The following is a 23443-nucleotide window of genomic DNA, read 5'->3' as shown; positions in this document are numbered from 1 at the left end:
TCTTGCCCCCTTATTTATAAAACACTTTTGTTAATACATCGAAGTATTGTTCTGCTTCCAACTGGATGGCTGGGTAGTTGATTTCGTGATTCGGTGATAGCTTAGCTTTAGTAAGCGTCTCTTCACTCAATTTTTCGAACGTCCAGGTAATAATTTTTAAGATTTTTTGGATGTCGATATCGTCTCTGAATTTGCTAAAATCGATTCCCTCATAAATCCTCCCAATGTTAATTTCATTTAGTTCTTTTACCTTCTTCTCTATTTCCACTTTGATATCCACGGCATCATCCATATAGGCTTCCTCAATGAATTTAAAGATGTCGGGATATTTTGCGAGGAGATCCATTTTAATTAAGACTGCCTTCCGTATTCGTTTGAAAAAATCGGTCTCTGTAAGGTCGACTTTTTTGTAGAAGTCATCGGTAATGATTTGGATGCAATGGTCAAATAAGAATAAGAACATTTGCTTCTTGTTTTTAAAATAATGGAAAAGTATTCCTTTTGAGATTTCGGCTTCTTTAACGATTTCATTTGTGGAGGCCTTATCATATCCTTTCTGGGCGAATTCCTTTATGGCAGCATTTATGATTCGATCTTGTTTGTCCGTATCTAAGTTGAGAAATTTTGCAAACACTGGTGCAGCCCTCCTTTTAATTTGTTGACCACATCAGTCAATGGAGTCATTATAATCCCGTTGACTACTCTGGTCAATAGGGTGACACCCTATATTTTTTACAAAAAAATGAAATTGATACAGCAGGGGATAGTTCAGGCCATTTGGATATGTTACGATGCAGGTAGATTTGAGGGAGGTGTTTGATATTTGTATTAAAAGTCGTGATCCATCATTGAAGTTAGAAGGGCTGGTATCCGCTCAAGGCCGGCTTCCTGCAGGACATCCCATTCTGCCTGTTTTGGCAGGTAAACAGGCTTCGGTTGAAGCCGGGATTGGCGGGGAAGATCGGGTTGCTGAAGTTCTCCGCAAGGTCTCCTTTTCATTTGACCATCATATTTTCCACGATTTGTCTCCTTCTTCTGATGAAAATTTTCAAATGGATACGTTTACGCTGAACTGTTGGTTTGGAGTAGTGTTGGAGGTTAAAAATATTGGCGGGAGTCTGGAGTTTAAAGATAACCCTCCACAGTTGATTAGAACCCGGGAGGATGGGCATCGGGATGGGTTTGAGAGTCCGGTGGTTCAACTGGAGCGAAATTATGAATTATTGTCTGACTGGCTAAGGAGTCGGAACATCAAAATCCCTCTATATGGTGCTGTTGTTTTAGCATATCCGAAACAAATTGTTGCTCTTCCCCCTAAGAACACAAAGATTTTATTTCCCAACTTAATTCCTTCTTATCTAAAAAACATTCCCAGGCAACAACCGAAGCTAGATTTAGATACCTTTAATTTGCTGTCTACAGAGCTTCTCAACAGTCATCAGATGTATATTCCAAAACCAATTTGTGAGTCTTATCATATTCCTTTTGGTGATTTTAAGACCGGGGTAAGGTGTCTGATGTGCGGCAGGAGTGGGATGGTGAAGACACCACGTACCTGGGTTTGTACTTTTTGTGATTGGCACGACCATAAAGCACATATACGGACTTTACGAGAGTGGTTTTTGATTTTTAAGAGGAGTATCACGAATAAGGAGTGTCGCGAGTTTCTACATGTGGATGATATTTACACTGCAAACCGAATATTAAATAGTATGAATCTAACAAGTGAAGGGGGGTTTCGTTACCGTTCGTATACTATGGATTTTAGTTTAAAAAAGTAATATGGCTGTTGTGCAAGTTAAGTCCTTTTATCCGTAAGTTGAAGTTGCTTATCCGCAAGTTAATTCGAACTGCGCAAGTTGGAGTCACTTATCCGCAAGTTGGCTTACTTTTTCCGCAAATTAGCTCTTCTTATACGCAAGTTAATTCACCTTGCGCAAGTTGGAGTCGCTTATCCGCAAGTTGGCTTACTTTTTCCGCAAATTAGCTCTTCCCATACGCAAGTTAATTCACCTTGCGCAAGTTGGAGTCGCTTATCCGCAAGTTGGCTTACTTTTTCCGCAAAATAGCTCTTCTTATACGCAAGTTAATTCACCTTGCGCAAGTTGGGGTCGGCTATCCGCAAATTGACTTACTTTATCCTCAAAATAGCTCTTCCATTCCGCAAGTTGACGCTACTCATTCGCAAGTTAGACTCTTTTAAAGCATTAACTTTATCCAGTATGTGTAACCCCACCCCCAAAGTGATATGATATTCATGATTACATACTCAAAAAAAGGGAGTGCAGCAAAGTTGAAAAACGAACTAATTGAAAGATTTACTTCCTATGTAAAAGTAGACACACAATCCAATGAAAACATCGAAACATGCCCATCAACAGAAGGACAATGGACATTGCTCCGTATGTTAGTCGAAGAACTAAAACAAATCGGCATGCAAGAAGTAACCATCGATGAAAATGGCTACGTGATGGCAACCTTGCCAGCCAACACCGACAAAGACGTTCCAACCATCGGCTTCCTTGCTCACGTTGACACCGCCACCGACTTCACCGGCAAAAACGTCAACCCGCAAATCATCGAAAACTATGATGGCGGCGAAATCGTCCTAAACGAAGCCTTAAAGGTCATCATGTCACCAAAAGATTTTCCAAGCCTGCCAGAATACAAAGGGCACACCTTAATCACAACAGACGGCACCACACTGCTTGGCGCGGACAACAAAGCGGGCGTCACCGAAATCATGACCGCAATGGCATACCTCATTCAGCACCCAGAAATCAAACACGGTAAGGTCCGCGTTGCGTTCACACCGGATGAGGAAATCGGCAGAGGTCCACATAAGTTCGACGTTGCGGCCTTCAATGCAAAATATGCCTATACCGTTGATGGTGGTCCCCTTGGTGAGCTAGAATTCGAAAGCTTTAACGCTGCCGCAGCAAAAATCACGATCAAAGGCAGCAATATCCATCCGGGTTCAGCAAAAGACAAAATGATTAACTCGATCAAAATCGGCATGGAATTACATAGCAAACTTCCAGCACAAGAAGCACCAGAGCACACCGAGGGATACGAAGGATTCTACCACTTGCTAGCCTTCAACGGTGATGTCGAGCAAACAAACCTTCACTACATTATCCGTGACCATGACCGAAAAAAATTCAATGACCGCAAGGCGACCGTACAGACAATTGTCAGCGAACTGCAAGCCAAATATGGCACCGATAGAATCATCTTAGAGATGAATGACCAATACTACAACATGAGAGAGAAAATTGAACCGGTCAAGGAAATCGTCGACATCGCCCACGAAGCGATGGTCAGCTTAGACATTAAGCCAATCACCAAACCAATCCGCGGCGGCACAGACGGTTCACAGCTCTCCTATATGGGTCTGCCGACACCAAATATTTTCACTGGAGGGGAAAACTTCCACGGGAAATTTGAATTTATCTCCGTTGAAAATATGATAAAAGCAACCGAAACCGTCATTGAGATTATCAAACTAACAGAACAGAAAGCATAATAAAAAAGCTAACCCAAGCACCCCTTGGGTTAGCTAAACCAAAGCCTCTGCGCACTGCTTCAAGCTTTCTATCGTTTCTCTCAATTGCCTATTCAATTGTTCCTCCGGCCATTTAAGTATACTTGCTTGAAGATCCTTCTTAATGAGTGCAATCATCCAAATAGAGAATACCGCGGAAAATAGATAATACTCCCTCATAAACAGACCACTATCTAATTTAAACGTCACCTTGTCAACGTATTCCTTCAGAAGTTGCTCTCGATGCTCGTGTGTTACTCTTTTTTGAAAAAGAGGATGCGACATATCAATGACGTGATACAAATCCCAATACGGCAGGTTTAAATGAGTATGCTCCCAATCCAATATCTTTATTTTATTTTCAACTAATGAAAAATTGCCTACATGTAAATCTCCATGGGATAAGACTTTCCGATCAGGTAATTTGTTTTTCTCAAGCAGCCAATATACACGCTCCATGGACTCCTTATCTAATCCCAGAATAGGAAGCTGATACAGAAATTCATCCTTAATAGTGCAGACATCCGCGATAATTTCAGCAAATTTTGGCTTTAAGGCCGTGCTCGGAACATCGCTTATTTTTTCAATTGGTAAGGAATGCCACCAAGCCATCCATTTAATCACTTCTAAACCACTTTTATCATTGAATTCATGTGTCAGCGTCCCAAGATCCTCTAATATCATCCAATTCAATTCAGGATCGTCACATATTTTATGGGAAATAATCTTAGGATAGATTGCAGGAAATTGCGGAAGGATATGATCATGGATCCATACTTCTTTTCCTAACTGATCATTGTTGGTCAATGGTTTAAAAATATAACTAATGGTAGGAGATAAGAAAAACCTTTCAACAAATCGGCCGTTCATCCCTTTATAAAGGACTTCCCTTTTTAAAATTAGCGCTTTATTAAGGGATCCATCTTCAAGGACAAGATCAGCAGGCAACCCCATTGGCTCACCACCTATTCATATATTCATTCTTTTAATAAACCTTATCTTATATGTATTCCTTTGGTGTGAGTTTATATCTAATTTCCCCCATACATATTGCCCAAAGAGTGAGGCAGAATAACTAGGATTCATTTTTTAAAGGAGGGTTTTGTTTATGGAAGAAAATACAACACATGAGTTTGTTGAAAAGCTGCATGAGAGACAAGAAAAGGACAAAGACAATAAGGAACGTCAAAGCAAAGGACATCAAGGTTATAAATTACCAAATAAACAGCATTAATAAGGAAAGCCCCGTCTAATGAAAGGCGGGGTTCCAGTTTTATTTATTCATATTAGCCAAAAACCCGCCAAGCAGGTCATCCGCATCCAGTTCCTCTTCTTTTTCCTCTTCATGCAGTTCCGGCTTCTCGGCGGTTTCCCAATCAAACGAATCTAGGTCGTCATCAAAGTCATCCGAACCGGCCGCCATCTCTTCAAAAGAGTTTGAGAGCTCAGCACGGCCAGCTGATGACGGAGTGGGTACAGACGGAAGATTCTCCTGAAGGTATAAAGCCTCATCAAGATCTAAAGAATTACTATTCAGCGAAGCTAATAAAGAAGTGGCCCGGACCGGATCAGAAATTAATTGATAGAGAATACTGCCAAGCATTGCTTCGGAATGTTCATGCTTTAACCAATCCCGCTGAACCTTTGACAACCTCTTGGGCAGGGGAATGGTGATGGTTTCTTTTTCACGTGAAAACGACTGACTTACCCCTTGCATAACAAAATCAGCAATGGTACTGGAGAAATTTCTCCGTTCTGTCTCCTTTAACCTTTGCAAATGTTTCACGATATGGTCAGGTGCATCAGAAGGGACACGGAAGGAGATTGCTTGGCCTCTCATAATTTCATTTTGGGAAGTTTTTTTCATACCATTTCACCTAGTTTACTTTAACTGGTTCTTTAGGCTTCTCCGTTTTTCTTACAAAATCCATGATGAGCTTATAGTAAGCATTAGCCATCATCCAAATGCTCTCCTTGTCATCCTCAAAAAATTCAATATTATAGCCGTCTAAATTGTTATTTAAGGTTTTGATGTAATCCTTTAGGACATGGGATCCGCCACCGACAAAATAACAAATCTCTGTCTGGGAATTTTTTTGCCATACATTTCGTAATAAACGATATTGTTTTTTGGCTAAATCAAGCAAGATACGGTCCGTAATATCATGAACGCTTGTCCGGCTTCCTTTAACCATAATATGATTGCGATCATTTTTTCTAGTAATGATCTCAACAACATCACGGCGGCTGTCGAGTTCAACACCGTGCTTTATGCGGATTTCCTCACGAATGGCTTCTAATGATTCTGAAACCCCAAGGTTAAAACCTTGCGCCTTATCATCATCTACATTTCGATTTTTAATCACAGCGATATCAGTTGATAATCCGCCAATATCTTGAATTAAGATGCGCTTATCGATTAGATCTTTGTTAATGATCTTTAAATTGTTGTCCATTACTAGATTAATATAAGCGGCAAACCCTTCTGGATAAACCTTTACTTCATTAAATTTAATATTAACCTTTATTCCTTGGTATTTCGGTGTTACCAAAAATTCAACCTGGTGGACATTTCCAACCAATCTTGAGCGGTAACCTGCATCCTTACCTTCCTTTACTTCACGAAGAGGGAGGCCAGTTCCCAATGTATAAGAAGCATCAATTACATTCTTCACTTTTGGAAAACTAGTTTGTTGTACAGCATCCAATGCTAATGTGGCAAGAAGCATGATTAGTGTTTGGTCTTCTTCTGATTTGCTGCTTCCTGGATCTAATTCAGTTGCATTATCTGTTTTGGTTGCTAAATTACCGACACGGTAAATAACATTATTCTCTTTGAGGGCAGGGGAATGGACCTTGATATGAATACCATCTAGTGGATTTTTGTTATCAAGCTCTTCAATTCCGATAACAGGACGATCCTCTGTATCACGGGCGATTATATTAGGAATATTCAATTCGTATTCTAATTCTCCGAAAATAGCCTTAATTGAGTCATTACCTACATCAATTGCTGCAACTCTTGACTTAGTCATTTATATATCATTCCCTTTCAGTTTTAAGAGTTTTATGTATTAAATCTCTGTATCTATAAGACTATAGCAAATTAATAGATTCTTCAATGGGACTATTAGAATAGAAATGAAAGTGTAAAAAAGTAAACATTTTGTAAACTTTACCAACAATGTACACTTTTGTGTAAACAATAATTACAAACATTGTTCACATCCTTTTATACCAACGTGTATACCGTTTTGTGCACAAGCATACATATTCGTAAACGATTGTATACATACCGTACACAAGTAAACAACGAAAGTTTACTATTATGTGTACTTGTATACATTTTTTTCGTTTACCTGTTTGCAAATGGGTAAACATATTCTTTTAAAAAATCAAAAACTCTCTCAAAAAACTACCTTCATTAGTTGATTGAAGGATATTAAAAATGAAAGGGAGAATGAGAGGCACCAGTATGTTGGTCCAAAACCGAATTCTCAGCCGACTCTTAACTTACATAAAGTTCATACCTATACATAATTATCCCTTAGCAACCAATTGTTTCATCTAAATGATAGAAGATACATAATCTTGGTTTCATTTTTAATGTCTATTACCTCTCACTTCAACCAAGTCTGTTCTCATGACACCCGTTTGATCAAAGTAGTATCTTTTATCATCTATCATAGCAAGTCCGTTTTCAGAGTTCATTTTGCAGAATAGCCTTTTAAAAGGGCTTTTCAGGGATGTAGGAACTACCTCTTCCTATTGCCACTCTAAAAGCTTCAAGCTACTGCTTCTCTATCATAAATGTCTAGGAGAAATTTTATTTGATGGTTATTAACTGGAGTTAAGTGCTGCTTATTGATTCTCCAATGGGACTTTTCAAAAGAAATAAAGGAGGTATAGTAAATATTTTGTGCAATTTGGCAATGAAGTTTACAAATGTGTAAACAAGAAAACGAATAGAGTTTACATCCTGTTATATCAACATGTGCACGACTTTGTATACATGCACACTAATACGTTTACTCTATGTATACAAAAAGTGTACTTGTAAACTTTGGATGTTTACGTTAAAGTGTACTTGTAAACGATTTGGTTTACGTGTTTGTATACAAGTTTACATATCCTGTTACTCATAAAAAATTCCCATGAAAAATTCCTCCTTCATATATGGTGAGGTAGGTCATCTATAAAGGAATAGTGAAGACAAGTGCTAGAATGCCAATCTATAATTGAATTCTCAGCCATTTCTTTACTAACCATAAAGGAGGTACCAGTTATACTTATTTTTCACCCAGCCTATCCCATCTAAGTGACTAAAATCTCCGATATCTTTTTGCATACTTAAGCTCACAGATTGATTAATATTGCCAGGATTATTAATATTCGACTTCAATTCACGGTTTGTAGTAATGTAATACTACTTGCAGCTTTCATTAATCCAACTTGCTTGGCTGACACCTGTTCGATCAAGAAAGTCCCATTTTCCATTTTCTTCAACCCAGTCCCTTTTCATAACTCCTGATTGATCGAAATAATACATACTTCCGCCTTCTTCATACAAGCCGGTTTTCACTGCTCATGTTTGATTATGATTGTTCTCATTAAGCCAGCACGTTTGCATGACTCCGCTAATGTCAAAGTAATACCTCTTCCCTCTACCATCACCCCTGCCTGCCGTCACGGCGCTGCTTGAATCAAAATAATATTTATTCCCTTGAACTGTTAATAACTTTGTTACCATGACACCTTTTAAATCAAGGAAATACTTTTTTCTCATTATCATCCAGCCGGACCTTTTTAATTGTTCTATTAGCAAAATATATTTTTTATTCCCTTACTCACTTAATTGGATTTAGTGCTGGTTTATTAATTCTCCGATGCGACCATTAAAAAGAAATAAAGTATATTCGACAAGGATGTTTACATCTGCGTATACATGAAAACAAAGTTGCACACACCCCGTTATATCAACATGTATACCACTTTGTTTACACGTAAACGTTGATTGTGTACGTTAAAGTATACATGTAAACATTTTAGGTTTACGTGTTTGTATACAAGTTTACACATACCTCCAAACATAAAAAATCCTGCCTTCACATATGGTGGGCAGGTCATATTTAATAGAGTAGCCAGATGCCAGAATGTCAATCCATAATTGAATTCTCAGCCATTTCTTTACTAACATAAAGGAAGTACCAACTATGAATGTATTTCACCCAGCCATTAGGGATATCAATTCCTGCCGGATTACTAAGACTGCAGCTTGCACTCACACTTACCTGGTAACCATTGGCCTTTCCGATTGCATCAAAGCTGCTTCCTGAACTCAAAATGATAACGGTTGTATACGTATTCACCCGATCAGACAGCCATCTTACTTCGGCATTGTGCATTCTTACACAGCCAGAACTGGCATATCGCCCAATTGAACTCTCATTGATATTTCCATGGATTTCATACGTCGTACCATATGTACCCCTCGCATCCAGCCCAACCAGCGATTTCCGAGTGGATTATTTCGGGCACCTCCCTGGATATTCTTTTTATAATAAAGCCGATTTTTTCCTTATTAACTATTTTAAAGGTCCCTTCCGGGGTATATGTACTAACTCTTCCTGTTGCTACTCTAAAAGTTCTAACTAATGTACCTCCACTATAAAAGGCAAGGGTATTTGTTTTTTTATAAAAGATTATGAACTGGAATGTGGTACTTGTTATCGTTTCGCTAGTGAAAAAAAGAGACTACAGCACGATCATCATAGCATATATTTTTTTCATAGAACCTCCCCCCATTGTGTTAGTATGCTAAAACTAACATTTTAGACCAAATAATTCCGTCAGTTATTGGAGAGTATTTTGTAAAATTAATTAAGTTTTATTAAACGTTGATCCAACCAACGAGGATTTTCGACATTTCTACCTTAAGAGGGAGACTACGATTTTAATGTGCAAATAGGAGTTATGGTGACAGGCACCTACAAGGGTACCTTGAAATGACCCGGTGAATTAGGTTATTCTTAATCAGACAATTCCACTGAAGGTCGTGGTTAGTATGAGGATTAATAAGTTTATTAGTGAGTCGGGTAAGAGCTCTAGACGTGGGGCAGATAAGTTAATTAGCGAAGGCAGGGTCACGATTAATGGCCAGGTGGCTCAAATGGGCAGCCAGGTTGAACCTGGGGACCAGGTTCGAATAGATGGAAACCCTGTTAAGGTAAAGAAAGAATACGTTTATCTTGCATTAAATAAGCCTGTAGGGATTACGAGTACAACCGAGAGGCATATCAAGGGGAATATAGTTGATTTTGTAAATCACCCTATGCGGATTTTCCATATTGGCCGTTTGGATAAGGACTCAGACGGACTAATTCTGCTGACAAATGATGGCGACATTGTAAATGAAATTCTCCGGGCAGAAAATAAGCATGAAAAAGAATATATTGTTACTGTTAATAAGCCCATTACAGCTGAATTTGTAAAGAAAATGGCTGCGGGAGTGGAGATATTAAATACCAAGACACTTCCTTGCAAAGTAACACAGCTTTCGAAGTATGTCTTTCAAATCATCCTAACCCAGGGACTCAACCGGCAAATCCGTCGGATGTGTGCCGCCTTAGGCTATGAGGTCGCCAGACTGCAGCGGACAAGGATTATGAATATCCATTTAGGAAACCTGCCGATTGGCCAGTGGCGGGATTTAACAAAAAAGGAAAAAGAGCAATTGTTCCATGATCTTCAATATCAGCCTAGAGAATGGTAATAAAACAAAAGGGAGGAACTGAGACATAAAGTTTTAGTTCCTCCCTTTTTATTTATAACGGACTTTCTTGGCAAAGTAAATCGTATCAATACCTTGACCTCGATGATCAATTAGTCTCGCACATACTTCAAAACCTAGTGTCTCCAAAATATGCAGATGCGAACTGTTTGTGGACCATGTTCTCGTTGAAAGAAAAGGCATTCTTAATTGGGATGGAATCTGTTCTGATTGAATCATGTTATAAAATTGCCGCGTAATTCCTAGGTTTCGAGCACTCTTCCTTACACAAATCGTTGTAATATAATTGCCTGGAGAAAATCCCTTTAATTCTGAGCAGCTATAATTATGTTTAAAGGTCATAAAGCCTACAGTCTTGCCACTCTCTTTACTCAAAGCTAAGATGAGCGGCTGCTTAATGATTTCCTCGTAGTATGAATGTGGCAAATCCTCATGATTCCCCTCATGTTGAAGAACACTTTGAAAGGTGCTTCCCCTTACTGATAGCGGCGGAAAAAATTCATTATCACTTTCACACAGAATTTCCCACACAGCCTTCAGGTAACCTGGTTCTCTCAAATTTTCAAAAAACTCTAATTTAATCTCCATCCGATCTTACACCCTTTTCGTTCAGATTATCTAAAATTAAAGCATACTTACCCGTTGTCTCCAAGCATGTTGTTTAATGTAGTAAAAATACCAAAGCTGTTATATCTATTAATTTAAAAATATCTAAAAATACTATTGTAATTAATGTAATGTTTAATTATAATACAAGACATAACAAATAAAGCGTTTTCAAATAAAAAGGAGGTGATAAAATGAGATTTGCGGGGATGAACATCACTTTTAGACATTTCCCATTCAATTATTTTCTGAATACCATCGAGCAGATTAGGATTGAAAATATTGAATTATGGGCTGGTGAGCCCCTGCTTATATGTCTATCGCAAGGGAAATGGCGTATTAGAGTGAAGAGATTATCTGGCAGGTCTTCAAAAATATGATTACCAAGGAGTTTGTACTTTAGAGAATATGGGAACGAGATATTATCAAAATCCACAAGTTGCATTCATTAAATCATTTGAAAAAATAAAGGGAATTGGCAATCTTATAATCTGGATTTGGAGGAACTCTTTATGAGTAATGGCACTCTTACACGAAAACTGGGTTTTTGGTCTGCTCTAGCGATTGCGGTTGGAACTACTGTAGGGTCAGGTATCTTTGTCTCATCCGGTGATGTTGCAAAAGCAGCAGGAACTCCTTCTATTTCAATTTTAGCCTGGATTATCGGCGGCCTTATTGCAATACCGCAGGTAATGGTATTAGCAGAATTATCAACTGCTTATCCTGAAAATGGAAGCGGTTACGTATATCTGAATAAAGCCGGTTGGAGACCTCTTGCCTTTCTATATGGATGGGCAACGTTCTGGGCGTTAGATCCCCCTTCTATTTCTATCATGGCTTTAGCAATTGTTTCTTACCTTGCTACCTTTTTTCCTTTCTTTTCTGGTATAGCTGGTAAGTTGTTAGGGGTTGCGATCATCTTAGTCATTACCTCCATCCATTATCGAAGTGTAAAAGAGGGTGGACTATTCCAAGTTATTATCACTGCTGTTAAGATCATTCCTTTTATAATTGTAATTGTTTTAGGTTTGATGTATATGAAAGCTAGTAATTTTTCATATGTTCCTGCGCATGGAGCTGTAAAAACAAGTTTAATCGGAGGCGTATCCGCAACTACCTGGGCTTACACAGGTATGGCAGCGATTTGTTTTATGGCTGGCGAATTTAAAAATCCTGGAAAAATTCTCCCACGTGCACTTATTAGCTCGGTATTCATTGTACTAGCTTTGTACACATTGCTTGCAATTTGTGTCATCGGCTTAATGCCGTTTGATAAACTGATTCATTCAAATGCTGCTGTTTCAGAGGCAGTAAGTTATATTCCAGGTCTTTCTCATATTGCTTCTTCCTTTGTCGCAATTACTGCCATTATTGTTATTCTCGGATCATTAAGCTCCTGTATTATGTTTCAGCCTCGTTTGGAATATGCGATGGCGAAAGATGGCCTATTTTTCCAACGTTTCGCTAAGGTTCATCCGAAATATGAAACTCCTAGTTTTTCTATTATTATTCAGGTTACATATGCTTGTATTCTGGTATTTATGAGTAATTTAACAGCCTTACTTGGGTACTTCACGCTCATTCAGCTTGTCATTAATATTTTGGACTTTGCAGCTGTTTACAAATGCCGTAAACGAGATGATTATAACCCAATCTATCGAATGCCAATGTGGAAATTAACAACTATTTTAGCCATCCTTGGTGCCTCATGGCTTGCTTGGGGAACCTTCACTTGGGCCCCTTGGCAAGGTATGATTGCAGCCTTTATTGTTATTGCAACCGGACTTCCTGTTTACTTTTACTGGAATAAGAGGTTTGGGTCTGCAAATAAAAAGGGCAATGACGTAGTAGCATGACCTGAAATAGGAAGTTAGCTCCACTATACTAACTTCCTATTTTTAAAAACACATTGCATTATTTGTTATATCTAATTATAATACAAGACATAACAAATAGTTTAACCACCACATAAGAGGAGGATCAAGTCCATGTTGAAATTTGATGAAGAATTATTCCTTAAGCTTGTTGAAAAAGAGGGCCTTGCATTTAGAGGGGAAATTGAAGGTTTTGTCGATGAAATCTGCCAAAAAGGCTACAAGAACATTTTTCTTATCGGTGCAGGCGGAACCATTGCCATGATGTATCCCTATGAGTATATTCTAAAATCAAACTCTACGATTGACGTTCATGCAGAAATTGCAGCGGAGTTTATGGTTATGAACCATAAGCATTTTAGTAAAGATTCAGTTTGTATCTTTACCTCTGTTTCCGGAACAACGAAAGAAACCCTTGCAGCTGCCGAGTATTGTAAAGATAAAGGAGCCACAACCATTGCTTTAGTAGCAGAGCCGAATACACCATTAACAAAAATGGTCGACTATTGTATAACTACAGGTTCAGAAAAACATTCTTTTGATACTTTTTATCTACTTCTCTATATGGTTATCTTCCGATTTATGTACAACCATGATGAATTTCCTCAATATGAGCAATTTACGAAGGAAGTTAATTTACTTCCACGCGCCATTCTGAATGCCGTTAAATCTTTTGATCAACAAGCAGAGGAATTTGCGATCAAACATAAAGATACAGATTATCACATGATGGTGGGTTCCGGTAATTTATGGGGAAATACTTATTGCTATGCGATGTGTGTCTTAGAGGAAATGCAATGGATCCATGCTAAATCCATTCATGCTGCTGAGTTTTTCCACGGTACGCTTGAACTTGTCGTCGAAGATACAAGTGTGATTTTACTAAAGGGAGAAGATGAAACAAGGCCTCTTATGGACCGTGTAGAAAGATTTGTTGAGAATATAACAAAGAATGTAACGATTATTGATACAAAAGATTTTGAAATGGAAGGAATCAGCGAGGAATTTAGAAAACACTTTGCTGTTAGCATTAATTGGTCCGTCTTAAGTAGAATCAGTGTTTATCTTGAGCGTGAACGGAACCATTCGTTAGAGCTTAGAAGATACTATCGCCAAATGGAATATTAAAAATGATGAATGAGCACTACTCATAGTGCTCGTTTCTTCTTAAAAAAGGAAAAGTGGGGATATAGTAATGAAAATAGCTGCTGTCGGAGATAACTGCATGGATGTTTATCAGGCAAACGGGAAGGCCTATCCTGGAGGAAATCCAGTCAATGTCGCTGTCTATTTAAAAGGTTTAGGCGCTGAATCGTCCTATATTGGCTGGGTTGGGGCTGATTCATACGGTAAGGATATGATTCGTGCTATCCAAAACAAGGGTGTAGATACTACTCATCTTTCTCAAAAGGAAGGAAAAACGGCCATTACCTATGTTGAATTAGTCGGAAATGACCGCAGATTCGGAGAATACGATGAAGGTGTAATGGCTGACTTTACCTTAACCCCGGAGGAAATTATTTTTATCGGGACACACAAATGCGTACATGCTGGAATTTGGGGACATGTGGAGCAATATTATCCTGCATTTAAAGAATTGGGGTTGCTTACCTCATTTGATTTTTCAAACCAATTAAATGATCCCCTTGTAAAAACCTTACCACCGTTTGTCGATTATGCCTTTTTTTCCTATACAGAAGATGATGCCTATATACGTCAGTATTTAAAGGAAATTAAAAACCTTGGCTCAAAGGTTGCCGTGGCAACATTAGGCGAAAATGGTTCTCTTGCTTATGATGGTCAACAATTTCACCAATTTGGTGTAATAGAAGAGAATGTAGTCGATACAATGGGGGCAGGCGATTCCTTTATTTCAGGTTTTATTTATGGAATAATGAAAGGCTGTACCATTAACGAATGTTTACAGTTAGGTACAAAAACAGCTGCAAAAACGATTCGATATTTCGGTGCATGGTGACTAGGACTGGGCTCTCGATGTATAATAGATACTATAATTTATTGACGGATAAGGATGAAGCAAGTAATGAATTTAAATCCTTCTACCCCCCAGCCACTCTATATGCAAATAAGGCAAATGTTGAAAAATGATATCCAACAAGGTAAGTATAAACCTGATGAACAAATACCAACTGAAGCTGAACTTTGTGAAATTTATAACGTAAGTCGGATTACCATCCGAAAAGCAATTGAGGAGTTGGTAAAGGACGGAACATTAACACGTATTCCACGGAGAGGAACTTATGTTACCTCAAAAAAGTTTCATAACGAGTTGATATCTGTAAGCGGGTTCTCAGAGTTCAGTCATCAGCTGGGCATGACCCCTAATTCTCGAATTTTAAAAAGTGAGGTCATACCTGCAACTGAGGAAATAGCAGAATATCTTAAAGTTGAGGAAGGAAGCCCAATTTTGGAACTTGAGCGGCTAATGTATGTAAATGATCGTCCTCTTTTTTATGATATTGCCCATTTCTCGTTAATTCGATTCCCCGATCTAGAAAAGAAAATTGTTGGAAATGAATCAACTTATAAAATTCTTTTGAACGATTACCAAACCGAAATTGTCAGTAATGACAAAATTATTGATGTTATTGGTGCCACAAAAGACTACGCTAAATGGCTGGAGTGCGATATTGGGGCTAATCTCTTTAAAATTTTAAAGATTTCATTTAATTTAGCTGATGAACCTGTACACCTCTCTACTTTTATGTGTGAAACAAACAAGGTTAAACTTACGGTTCATCGGGCAAAATAAGATAACCTGTTTGGTGCCCAGCTTTTTTATTTATTTTTTTTATTTTTCTCTTGCCATTATATTTAAGTACTGCTATTATGAAGTAGCATGATTTTTGGAAAGCTAATATTCAATATATCTGGATCTTTCCAAGCAGATAACCTTGACCACTTCCTTAGGAAGTTAAGGCCATACGGACAGCCGGGTCAACTGCCGATTGGCAACTTTGGTTGCCTTATTGATTGAGTTAAAAGCTCAAATTTTATAAGTTGGTTACTTTACAACCAGTGCACATGCACACAACTTGTGAAACGGTCAATAAGAGTGGTAAAAGTGATTATTTGCTATATAGACTCTGATCCTAAAATGATATATTTTGAATATTAAAAAGCTTTCTGCCATGGTGTCTAATGACTTGGTAGAGTATAGATGTGGCTTTATGTCATGGATATACTTGATTTTTAATATTGAATATATCAAAGCAAGTGTTGTGCGCAATTAATTCCTGCGTTTTGCACTTGCTTTTTTTGTTGTTACGGAATTTAATTGTGCTTTAAAAAAATCTATTACGTTAGGAGAAATGAAAATGGGAAAAGCGCTTATTATCGGGGCTGGTGGCGTAGCATCGGTTGCTGTCCATAAATGTGTTCAAAACAGTGAAGTATTCGAAGAAATTTGTATCGCAAGCCGTACAAAATCGAAATGTGATGAATTAAAAGCGAAACTTGATGGCGGCAAAACAAAAATTACAACTGCACAGGTTAATGCAGATAATGTAGATGAGTTAATCGCATTAATTAATGAAGTAAAACCAGATATCGTAATGAACTTAGCATTACCGTACCAAGATTTAACGATCATGGATGCTTGTCTTGCAACAAAGACACACTATATGGATACAGCAAACTATGAGCCAGAAGATACGGCAAAATTTGAATACAAATGGCAATGGGAATACCGTGAGCGTTTTGAAAAAGCCGGAATCACAGCCCTTTTAGGCAGCGGCTTTGACCCAGGTGTAACAGGCGTATTTTCTGCTTATGCATTAAAACATTACTTCGACGAAATTGAATATATCGACATTCTTGATTGTAACGGCGGCGATCATGGCTATCCATTTGCAACCAACTTCAACCCCGAAATCAATATTCGTGAAGTTTCAGCTAACGGACGTTACTGGGAAAATGGCGAATGGATCGAAACAGAGCCAATGGAAATCAAACGCGTTTATAACTTCGCTGAGGTTGGCGAAAAAGATATGTATTTGCTTTACCATGAAGAGCTTGAGTCTCTTGCTGAAAACATCCCAGGACTTAAGCGTATCCGTTTCTTCATGACATTTGGCCAAAGCTACCTTACACACCTAAAAGCACTTGAAAATGTAGGTATGACTTCTATCGAGCCAATTGAATTTGAAGGTAAACAAATCATCCCTCTTCAGTTCTTGAAGGCTGTATTACCAGACCCAGCTTCCCTTGGACCTCGTACAGTTGGTAAAACAAACATCGGCTGTATCTTCAGAGGGAAAAAGGATGGAAAAGACAAAACGTATTATGTTTACAATGTTTGTGACCACCAAGAGTGCTATAAAGAAGTGGGCTCTCAAGCCATCTCTTATACTACAGGTGTTCCTGCGATGATCGGTGCTGCGATGATCCTAACTGGTAAGTGGAACAAAGCTGGCGTATATAATATTGAACAATTTGATCCAGATCCATTCATGGAAGAGTTAAACAAATGGGGACTTCCATGGGTAGAGGACTTTAATCCAGTTTTAGTTGATGATGAGTCTGCAGAGAAAAAAGCAGCGGAGCTAGTTAAATAAGATGCGGTTTGAAGAATTACCAACACCGTGCTATGTCATCGATGAAGGTCTCGTCGAACGAAATCTAAAAATCCTAAATGGTGTTATGCAGCGTACAGGAGCTAAGATTGTTTTGGCACAGAAGGCATTTTCTATGACTACAATGTATCCCCTCATTGGAAAATATTTAAGTGGTACCACAGCAAGTGGATTATTCGAAGCACGACTAGGTTACGAAGAAATGGGCAAAGAGAATCATGTCTTTGCCCCCGCCTATCGTGATGATGAAATAGATGAAATTATTTCGATTTGTGATCATATTATCTTTAATTCCTTCTCACAGTTGGAAAAATTTAAAGACAAAGCTTTAGAAGCCGGCCGAAAAGTGGGCTTACGCATTAATCCTGAGTGCTCTACCCAAATTGGACATGCAATCTATGATCCATGTTCACCAGGGTCTAGATTTGGTGTAATCAAAGAGCAGTTCCGTCCTGATTTACTTGATGGTGTTTCAGGTCTGCACTTCCACACCCTTTGCCAGCAAAACTCTGACGACTTAGAAACCACTTTAAATGCAGTGGAAGAAAAGTTTGGAGAGTGGCTTCCGCAAATGGAATGGATCAACTTTGGCGGCGGCCACCATATTACAAGAGAAGATTATGATATTCCAAGACTAGAAGCTTGCATTAAGAGAATGCAAGACAAATATGGTTTAGAAGTATATCTTGAACCAGGGGAAGCTATTGCCCTGAACGCAGGTTATCTAATTACATCCGTACTTGATTTACATCGAAACGGAATGGAGATCGCCATTCTTGATACTTCGGCAACCTGCCATATGCCGGATGTATTGGAAATGCCTTACCGCCCTCCTCTATTCGGATCAGGGGAAGCGGGCGAAAAGCCATTCACCTATCGACTTGGCGGGCAAACTTGCCTAACAGGCGATGTCATTGGGGATTATTCCTTTGATGAGCCATTAAAAAGCGGTGATCGCTTAGTTTTTGGCGATATGGCCATCTATACAATGGTGAAAAACACGACATTTAACGGCATGCCACTACCAGCTATCGCTATTAAAAAAACAGATGGCAACTGTGAAGTTGTACGCGAATTTGGCTATCAAGACTTTAAAATGAGATTAGCTTAATAGATTGGAAGCAAGGGGACGGTTCTCTTGCTTCTTTTTATTCGCAAAGGGACGGTTCTCTTGCTTCGAAAGAAGCATGGGAACCGTCCCCTTGTTTTTTGCCATCAATTTGCAAATACATCATTTACAGGGCTTACCTTTACGGCACTTAATTTAAATCCAGGCATCCTGCAGACAGGGTCTAATTCTCCATTGATAAGAACATTCACATTTTGTGAGTCTGCCCAATGAAATGGAACAAAGACGGTATCTGGACGGATCGTCTCGGAGTATTTGCTCCTGACAGTGATACTTCCTCTTCGTGAATCAATTTTAACTAAGGAATGGTCTGCAATTTGATAATCCATCGCTGTTGCAGGATGAATCTCCATATAGGACTCAATATTTCTAGCCGCTAACGCAGGACTTCTCCTGGTCTGTACTCCCGTTAAGTAATGTGACATGACTCTTCCAGTCGTCAGATACAATGGAAACTCGCTGTTTACTTCTTCCTTTGGAACCACAGGTTTATTGGGGACGACAACCATCTTGGCCTTGCCATCAGGATGAGCAAAAGAGGTTTCGAACAGCCTTATAGTCCCTTTATGTTCAAGGTCAGGACATGGCCATAAAATACCGCCTTCCTTTCGCAGCCTTTCATAGGTAATTCCATAATAATCGGCTATTCCACCCCGGCTTGCCAATCGCAATTCATTGAAAATTTCTTCAGCAGATGAAAAAGAAAAGTACTTTTCCTTTCCGAGAGTTTGGGCAATATCCACGATGATTTGCCAATCATGCTTCACCTCACCCGGACATGGACAGCTCGCTTCTCGTAACGTTACCCTTCCCTCCACATTCGTCATGGTCCCTTCATCCTCTAAATAAGAAGAGGTTGGTAAAATTAAATCTGCTAGTTTTGCTGATTCTGAAACAAATAAATCCACCGCAACGAGGAATTTTAACTTTTTCAAGGCTTTCTTAACAAAGTCAGCATTTGGATTGGAGACAACTGGATTTGAGCACATCAAAAACATACCAGTAATTTCTCCTTCATCAATCTTCTCCATTATTTCATAGGCGGAGACTCCTTTTCCCGGCAAATCATCCGGGTCGATTCCCCATACCTTTGCCACATATGCTCGATGCTCCTCGTTTTCAATCGATCGATACCCAGGAAGCTGGTCAGCTTTTTGGCCATGCTCTCTTGCTCCTTGCCCGTTCCCTTGTCCGGTAATGGCCCCAAAGCCACAATTCGGCTTTCCTAGCTTGCCAGTAGCAACAAGGAGATTAAGAAGGTTACGGACGGCGGCCGAACCATCTGTTTGCTGCTCGACTCCTCTCGCCGTAAAAATCATGCCTGTTTCTTCTTTACCGAACTTGATTGCCGCTTTTTGAATCTCGTTAATGGAAACCCCAGTGATGGCTTCTATTTCTCTTAACTCTACTGTGGCTAAATATTCTTTAACCTCATTAAAACCATTAGCACGTTCCTGTATAAACGCCTCATTACTATAATTTTCTTCCACAATGACCTTTAACAGCCCATTTGCTAATGCTGCATCTGTCCCTGGCCTCAATTTTAAATGTAAGTCTGCAAGTTTCGTAGTAGCTGTTTCTCGTGGATCAATGGCGATAATAAATGCCCCATTTTCCTTTGCTTTTTCAAAATATGGCATGATTGTCGGCTGGCACTCCGCGATATTCGTTCCCGCCAAAATAATGCACCGGGTATATGGAATTTCTGCCAGGCTGTTTGTGAATCCTCTATCCATTCCAAAGGTTTGACTGGCAGCTGAGGCAGCTGCCGACATACATAACCGGCCATTGTAATCGATATACTTTGTCTTTAAAGCAACTCGTGCAAATTTACCAAGTAAATACGCTTCTTCGTTCGTAATCGATGCACTCCCATACACAGCTAAGGCATTAAGTCCATCTTCCTCTTGTATTCTAGTAAATTGAGCTTTTATCTGCTCTAAGGCCTGTTCCCATGAAATCCGGACAAATTCCCCATTTACCTTTAACATCGGATATTTTAATCGTTCCTTGTTAAAGGCATGCTGGTATGCATTCATGCCTTTGACGCATAGACGCCCCTGAGTGGTTGGATTTTCCTTGCCGACCGTTTTATATTGTTTTCTTGAAACAACAGACTGTTCGATTAATTGCATCTTACACTGCATACTACAATAAGGACATTGGGTATTATATACCTTTTCCGTTTGCACTTCCTTTTGCTTTTTTCGGAAATACTTTAACATTAATTCCGTCAAGATTCCTCACCTTTTCGTCCTGTAACTTTTATTATTCGCCTTCAGCCTTACCGAAGTGACTCATTAACTTTTACTGATAGTCACTGTTCACTAAGATACTTTTTCTTACTGACAGTTCTTCGTCCAAGCGTACTAATAATTCCTGGCGAAGCTCTTGATCAAACAATGCTTCTCTTACATGGATTAAGCCTAATCGATCGAGCCATTGCCAAGTTCGTTCCAAGTAATTTGCCGATTCACGATAATACTGAATCAGCCCCATAATGATTTCAGCAGCTTCAGCTTCCGTGGGAACAACCGCCAGTAATTGCCCTGCACGCACCATTCTCCCGCTTGAGCCTCCTAGATAAATTTCCCAGCCTAATCCCGTTCCAATGATTCCAATATCTTTAGTTGTGGAGCCTGCACCATTATGCATACAGGCAGAGACACCAATTTTTACACGATATGGGGTTTTTAAGGATGCCAATTTCCTTTCAAGAGTAACAGCTAGCTTTAAAGATGGTTGTTTATTACACTGACAAACATGTTCGCCAATGCAAGTCTTGACATTTTGCACCCTATTTCCATATGTGCTGCTTAACGGCATGTTTAAGTCTGCACATATCTCACTTAGCACATCCTTTTTTACATCCATTAAATGAATTCTTTGTTCACTTGTAACAGCAATGTTTTTTACGCCATACTTCTCCGCAACGTTCGCAATGGTACGTAACTGTTCTGCTGAAGTAATACCGCCATACATTTGGGGGATCAGCGTGTACGCACCATTCTCTTGAACGATTACATTCAACCGTTCGTCTTCAAACGGAGGCTCTTGTTCGCTTTCGTATTCTGGATAAATCATTCCTAGGTAATATTCAAGCGCCGGACGACAGGTGCTGCAGCCATTCTTGCTATTCCAATTCAACTTCTCTACTACTTCTTGCGGGGTAGTTAAGCCGAGCAGCTGCATTTCTTGTACCACTTCATCTTCTGTCAGAGAGGTACAGACGCACATTGGTTTCTTCTTAATCATTTCATTACATGCATCGCTCTTTATATAGGCTAGCAGCTCCGTGACTAACGGCTTACAGCCGCCACAGGACCCTGATGCCTTCGTGCATTTTTTTACTTGGTCGACGGTAGTCAATCCCTCTTTTTGAACAGCCTCCAAGATTGTACCCTTTGACACCCCATTACAGTTACAAACTATTTCACTAAGAGGCATTGAAGCCATTGATATGCCTGCCTCAGGTGAAGATTGCAATAAAGCTGCTTTTTCAAGGTCCGGTACATCCTGTTGTTTTATCATCATATCTAGCAATCTCGTTCGGTCACTGGTATTTCCAAAAAGAACCACACCGTTGATCTTATGATCTTTAAAGATCACCTTTTTGTAGATTTGATTAACCTCATCATATAGTTTAATTGACTTCGACGAGGGGTCCTCATCTACCTGTCCTGCAGAAAACAGCTCTATACCTGAGACTTTTAATTGTGTTGACAGAACTGAACCCTTATACCCCTGGTCTTCAATGCCACAGATATGCTTAGCTAACACCTGTCCTTGTTCATATAGCGGCTTAACTAATCCATAAACACTTCCGCGATGTTCAACACATTCACCGACGGCATAGATATTCTCGATGTTCGTTTGTAAGAAATCGTTCACGAGGATGGCTCGATTTATTTCTATTCCACTTTCCCTGGCTAACTGAACATTCGGCCTAACCCCTGCTGACATCACTACCAAATCTACGTCAAGCTTGGTTCCGTCTGAAAAAATCAGCCCTTCTGTCCGGCTGCTTCCGATAACTTCTTGTGTTTGTTTTTCAAAAAGAAACTTCATTCCTTGGTTTTCCAACTCAGCTTGAAGCATTTTCGCTGCAGTTTGATCTAATTGCCTATCTAATAAATATTGGCCAATGTGGACCACACTTACTTCCATTCCAAGGTTGAGGAGCCCCCTTGCCGCTTCGAGCCCTAACAGCCCTCCGCCAATGACAGCAGCTTTTTTATAGTGCTTCGCTGTTTCCATGATCGACTGACAGTCCTCAATTGTTCGAAACGTCGTAACACCCTTTTTATCTGAACCAGGTATCGGCAGAAGAAATGGAACCGAGCCAGTCGCTATAATGAGTCGATCATAAGAAATCTCTTGCTTTTTATCTGTAATGACAACCTGTTTTGCGGTATCAATCTTTACAACTGTTTCCCCGGTAAATAGTTTAATTTGTTTTCCTTCATACCAATTACGATCATTTATGGTAATATCCTCAAGCGATGTATCGCCTTGCAGCACAGTGGACAAAAGAATCCGATTATAGTTCACATGTGGCTCACTGCCAAAAATAGTAATTTCAAAAGCTTCAGGATTCAGAGTTACGATCTCCTCAATACAACGTACCCCTGCCATCCCGTTGCCTACTAAGACTAGCTTTTGCTTCCTCATAACAAACCTCCAGTTTTGTAAGAGTACATCCTACAGCCATGAATAACGTTTATTATTTCATAAGTTAACGCAATAGAAATCAATCATGTTATATTTCCTAACACAAAAATTTCCATGTTAGAAGACCTTACAGCATTCATGACAAAAAAAATTTGGCAGACTATTCTTACAACATGAAAAAAAATAAAAAAAGCTGGAGGGTCCAATATGAAAAATGAAGCGAATTTGTTCTCA

21 protein-coding genes are annotated in these 23443 nt (G+C 39.3%); 10 read left to right on the top strand and 11 right to left on the bottom strand.

Annotated features, from left to right (window positions below; translation table 11 throughout):
• Positions 1-10: 10 nt before the first annotated feature.
• A complete protein-coding gene (locus tag AAHB15_RS19285; RefSeq protein ID WP_342043106.1) occupies positions 11-634 on the bottom strand; it encodes a TetR/AcrR family transcriptional regulator in 624 nt (207 codons plus the stop codon).
• Between the two features lie 157 nt (positions 635-791).
• Between AAHB15_RS19285 and AAHB15_RS19280 the strand changes: the two genes are divergently transcribed.
• Positions 792-1781, top strand: a complete 990-nt coding sequence (locus AAHB15_RS19280) for a nuclease-related domain-containing protein (protein ID WP_335574416.1) — start codon at positions 792-794, stop codon at positions 1779-1781.
• A gap of 512 nt (positions 1782-2293) precedes the next feature.
• Entirely contained in the window at positions 2294-3526 is a 1233-nt protein-coding gene (gene pepT, locus AAHB15_RS19275) for a peptidase T (RefSeq protein ID WP_335574417.1), read from the top strand.
• Positions 3527-3559: 33 nt separating this feature from the next.
• Here pepT and AAHB15_RS19270 read toward each other — a convergent pair whose 3' ends face one another.
• Positions 3560-4498 carry a phosphotransferase gene (locus tag AAHB15_RS19270; protein ID WP_342043105.1) on the bottom strand — a complete coding sequence of 313 codons (939 nt, stop codon included), beginning with the start codon at positions 4496-4498 and terminating at the stop codon, positions 3560-3562.
• A 154-nt stretch (positions 4499-4652) separates the two neighbouring features.
• On the opposite strand from AAHB15_RS19270, the gene AAHB15_RS19265 reads away from it, so the two are divergent.
• Positions 4653-4778, top strand: a complete 126-nt coding sequence (locus AAHB15_RS19265; protein WP_235741669.1) for a DUF4023 domain-containing protein — start codon at positions 4653-4655, stop codon at positions 4776-4778.
• A gap of 39 nt (positions 4779-4817) precedes the next feature.
• On the opposite strand, the gene AAHB15_RS19260 is transcribed toward AAHB15_RS19265, so the two are convergent.
• From AAHB15_RS19260 to AAHB15_RS19235, 6 genes are all read right to left on the bottom strand, one after another.
• Positions 4818-5411 (bottom strand): hypothetical protein, encoded by a 594-nt coding sequence (locus AAHB15_RS19260; RefSeq protein WP_335574419.1) that lies wholly within the window; start codon positions 5409-5411, stop codon positions 4818-4820.
• 10 nt (positions 5412-5421) lie between these two features.
• Positions 5422-6579: a ParM/StbA family protein gene (locus AAHB15_RS19255; protein WP_144566114.1), complete on the bottom strand. Its 1158-nt coding sequence runs from the start codon at positions 6577-6579 to the stop codon at positions 5422-5424.
• 1391 nt (positions 6580-7970) lie between these two features.
• Positions 7971-8126, bottom strand: coding sequence for a hypothetical protein (locus tag AAHB15_RS19250; RefSeq protein WP_335574420.1), 156 nt, complete (start codon positions 8124-8126; stop codon positions 7971-7973).
• Positions 8127-8129: 3 nt separating this feature from the next.
• Positions 8130-8330: a hypothetical protein gene (locus tag AAHB15_RS19245; protein ID WP_335574421.1), complete on the bottom strand. Its 201-nt coding sequence runs from the start codon at positions 8328-8330 to the stop codon at positions 8130-8132.
• A gap of 370 nt (positions 8331-8700) precedes the next feature.
• Positions 8701-8982, bottom strand: coding sequence for a L,D-transpeptidase (locus AAHB15_RS19240; protein ID WP_342043123.1), 282 nt, complete (start codon positions 8980-8982; stop codon positions 8701-8703).
• Between the two features lie 28 nt (positions 8983-9010).
• Complete coding sequence (locus tag AAHB15_RS19235) at positions 9011-9247, bottom strand: L,D-transpeptidase (protein WP_342043122.1); 237 nt, start codon at positions 9245-9247, stop codon at positions 9011-9013.
• A gap of 361 nt (positions 9248-9608) precedes the next feature.
• Between AAHB15_RS19235 and rluF the strand changes: the two genes are divergently transcribed.
• Positions 9609-10316, top strand: a complete 708-nt coding sequence (gene rluF / locus AAHB15_RS19230; RefSeq protein ID WP_342043104.1) for a 23S rRNA pseudouridine(2604) synthase RluF — start codon at positions 9609-9611, stop codon at positions 10314-10316.
• 48 nt (positions 10317-10364) lie between these two features.
• Here rluF and AAHB15_RS19225 read toward each other — a convergent pair whose 3' ends face one another.
• Positions 10365-10922 (bottom strand): hypothetical protein, encoded by a 558-nt coding sequence (locus AAHB15_RS19225; protein ID WP_335574423.1) that lies wholly within the window; start codon positions 10920-10922, stop codon positions 10365-10367.
• Positions 10923-11452: 530 nt separating this feature from the next.
• On the opposite strand from AAHB15_RS19225, the gene AAHB15_RS19220 reads away from it, so the two are divergent.
• The 6 genes from AAHB15_RS19220 to nspC all read left to right on the top strand — a co-directional run bounded on the left by AAHB15_RS19220 (position 11453) and on the right by nspC (position 18520).
• Positions 11453-12796 (top strand): amino acid permease, encoded by a 1344-nt coding sequence (locus AAHB15_RS19220; protein WP_342043103.1) that lies wholly within the window; start codon positions 11453-11455, stop codon positions 12794-12796.
• Positions 12797-12928: 132 nt separating this feature from the next.
• Positions 12929-13942 (top strand): SIS domain-containing protein, encoded by a 1014-nt coding sequence (locus AAHB15_RS19215; RefSeq protein WP_342043102.1) that lies wholly within the window; start codon positions 12929-12931, stop codon positions 13940-13942.
• A 67-nt stretch (positions 13943-14009) separates the two neighbouring features.
• Positions 14010-14792, top strand: a complete 783-nt coding sequence (frlD, locus tag AAHB15_RS19210) for a fructoselysine 6-kinase (RefSeq protein WP_335574427.1) — start codon at positions 14010-14012, stop codon at positions 14790-14792.
• Positions 14793-14858: 66 nt separating this feature from the next.
• Positions 14859-15587 carry a GntR family transcriptional regulator gene (locus AAHB15_RS19205; protein WP_098527654.1) on the top strand — a complete coding sequence of 243 codons (729 nt, stop codon included), beginning with the start codon at positions 14859-14861 and terminating at the stop codon, positions 15585-15587.
• A 565-nt stretch (positions 15588-16152) separates the two neighbouring features.
• Positions 16153-17391 (top strand): saccharopine dehydrogenase family protein, encoded by a 1239-nt coding sequence (locus AAHB15_RS19200; protein WP_335574428.1) that lies wholly within the window; start codon positions 16153-16155, stop codon positions 17389-17391.
• 1 nt (position 17392) lies between these two features.
• Positions 17393-18520: a carboxynorspermidine decarboxylase gene (nspC, locus tag AAHB15_RS19195; protein ID WP_335574429.1), complete on the top strand. Its 1128-nt coding sequence runs from the start codon at positions 17393-17395 to the stop codon at positions 18518-18520.
• A 104-nt stretch (positions 18521-18624) separates the two neighbouring features.
• Here the strand turns inward: nspC and nasC are convergent, their stop codons facing one another.
• Together nasC and nirB are read right to left on the bottom strand one after the other, a co-directional pair.
• Positions 18625-20775 (bottom strand): assimilatory nitrate reductase catalytic subunit NasC, encoded by a 2151-nt coding sequence (gene nasC / locus AAHB15_RS19190; protein WP_342043101.1) that lies wholly within the window; start codon positions 20773-20775, stop codon positions 18625-18627.
• Positions 20776-20845: 70 nt separating this feature from the next.
• Complete coding sequence (nirB, locus tag AAHB15_RS19185) at positions 20846-23209, bottom strand: nitrite reductase large subunit NirB (RefSeq protein ID WP_342043100.1); 2364 nt, start codon at positions 23207-23209, stop codon at positions 20846-20848.
• Between the last annotated feature and the right edge of the window lie 234 nt (positions 23210-23443).

Source organism: Bacillus sp. OTU2372, from assembly GCF_038440275.1.
Classification (GTDB): Bacteria; Bacillota; Bacilli; order Bacillales; family Cytobacillaceae; genus Neobacillus; species Neobacillus bataviensis_B.
Note: the sequence above shows the minus strand (reverse complement) of the source record. Positions and strands in the feature narration are given on the sequence as shown.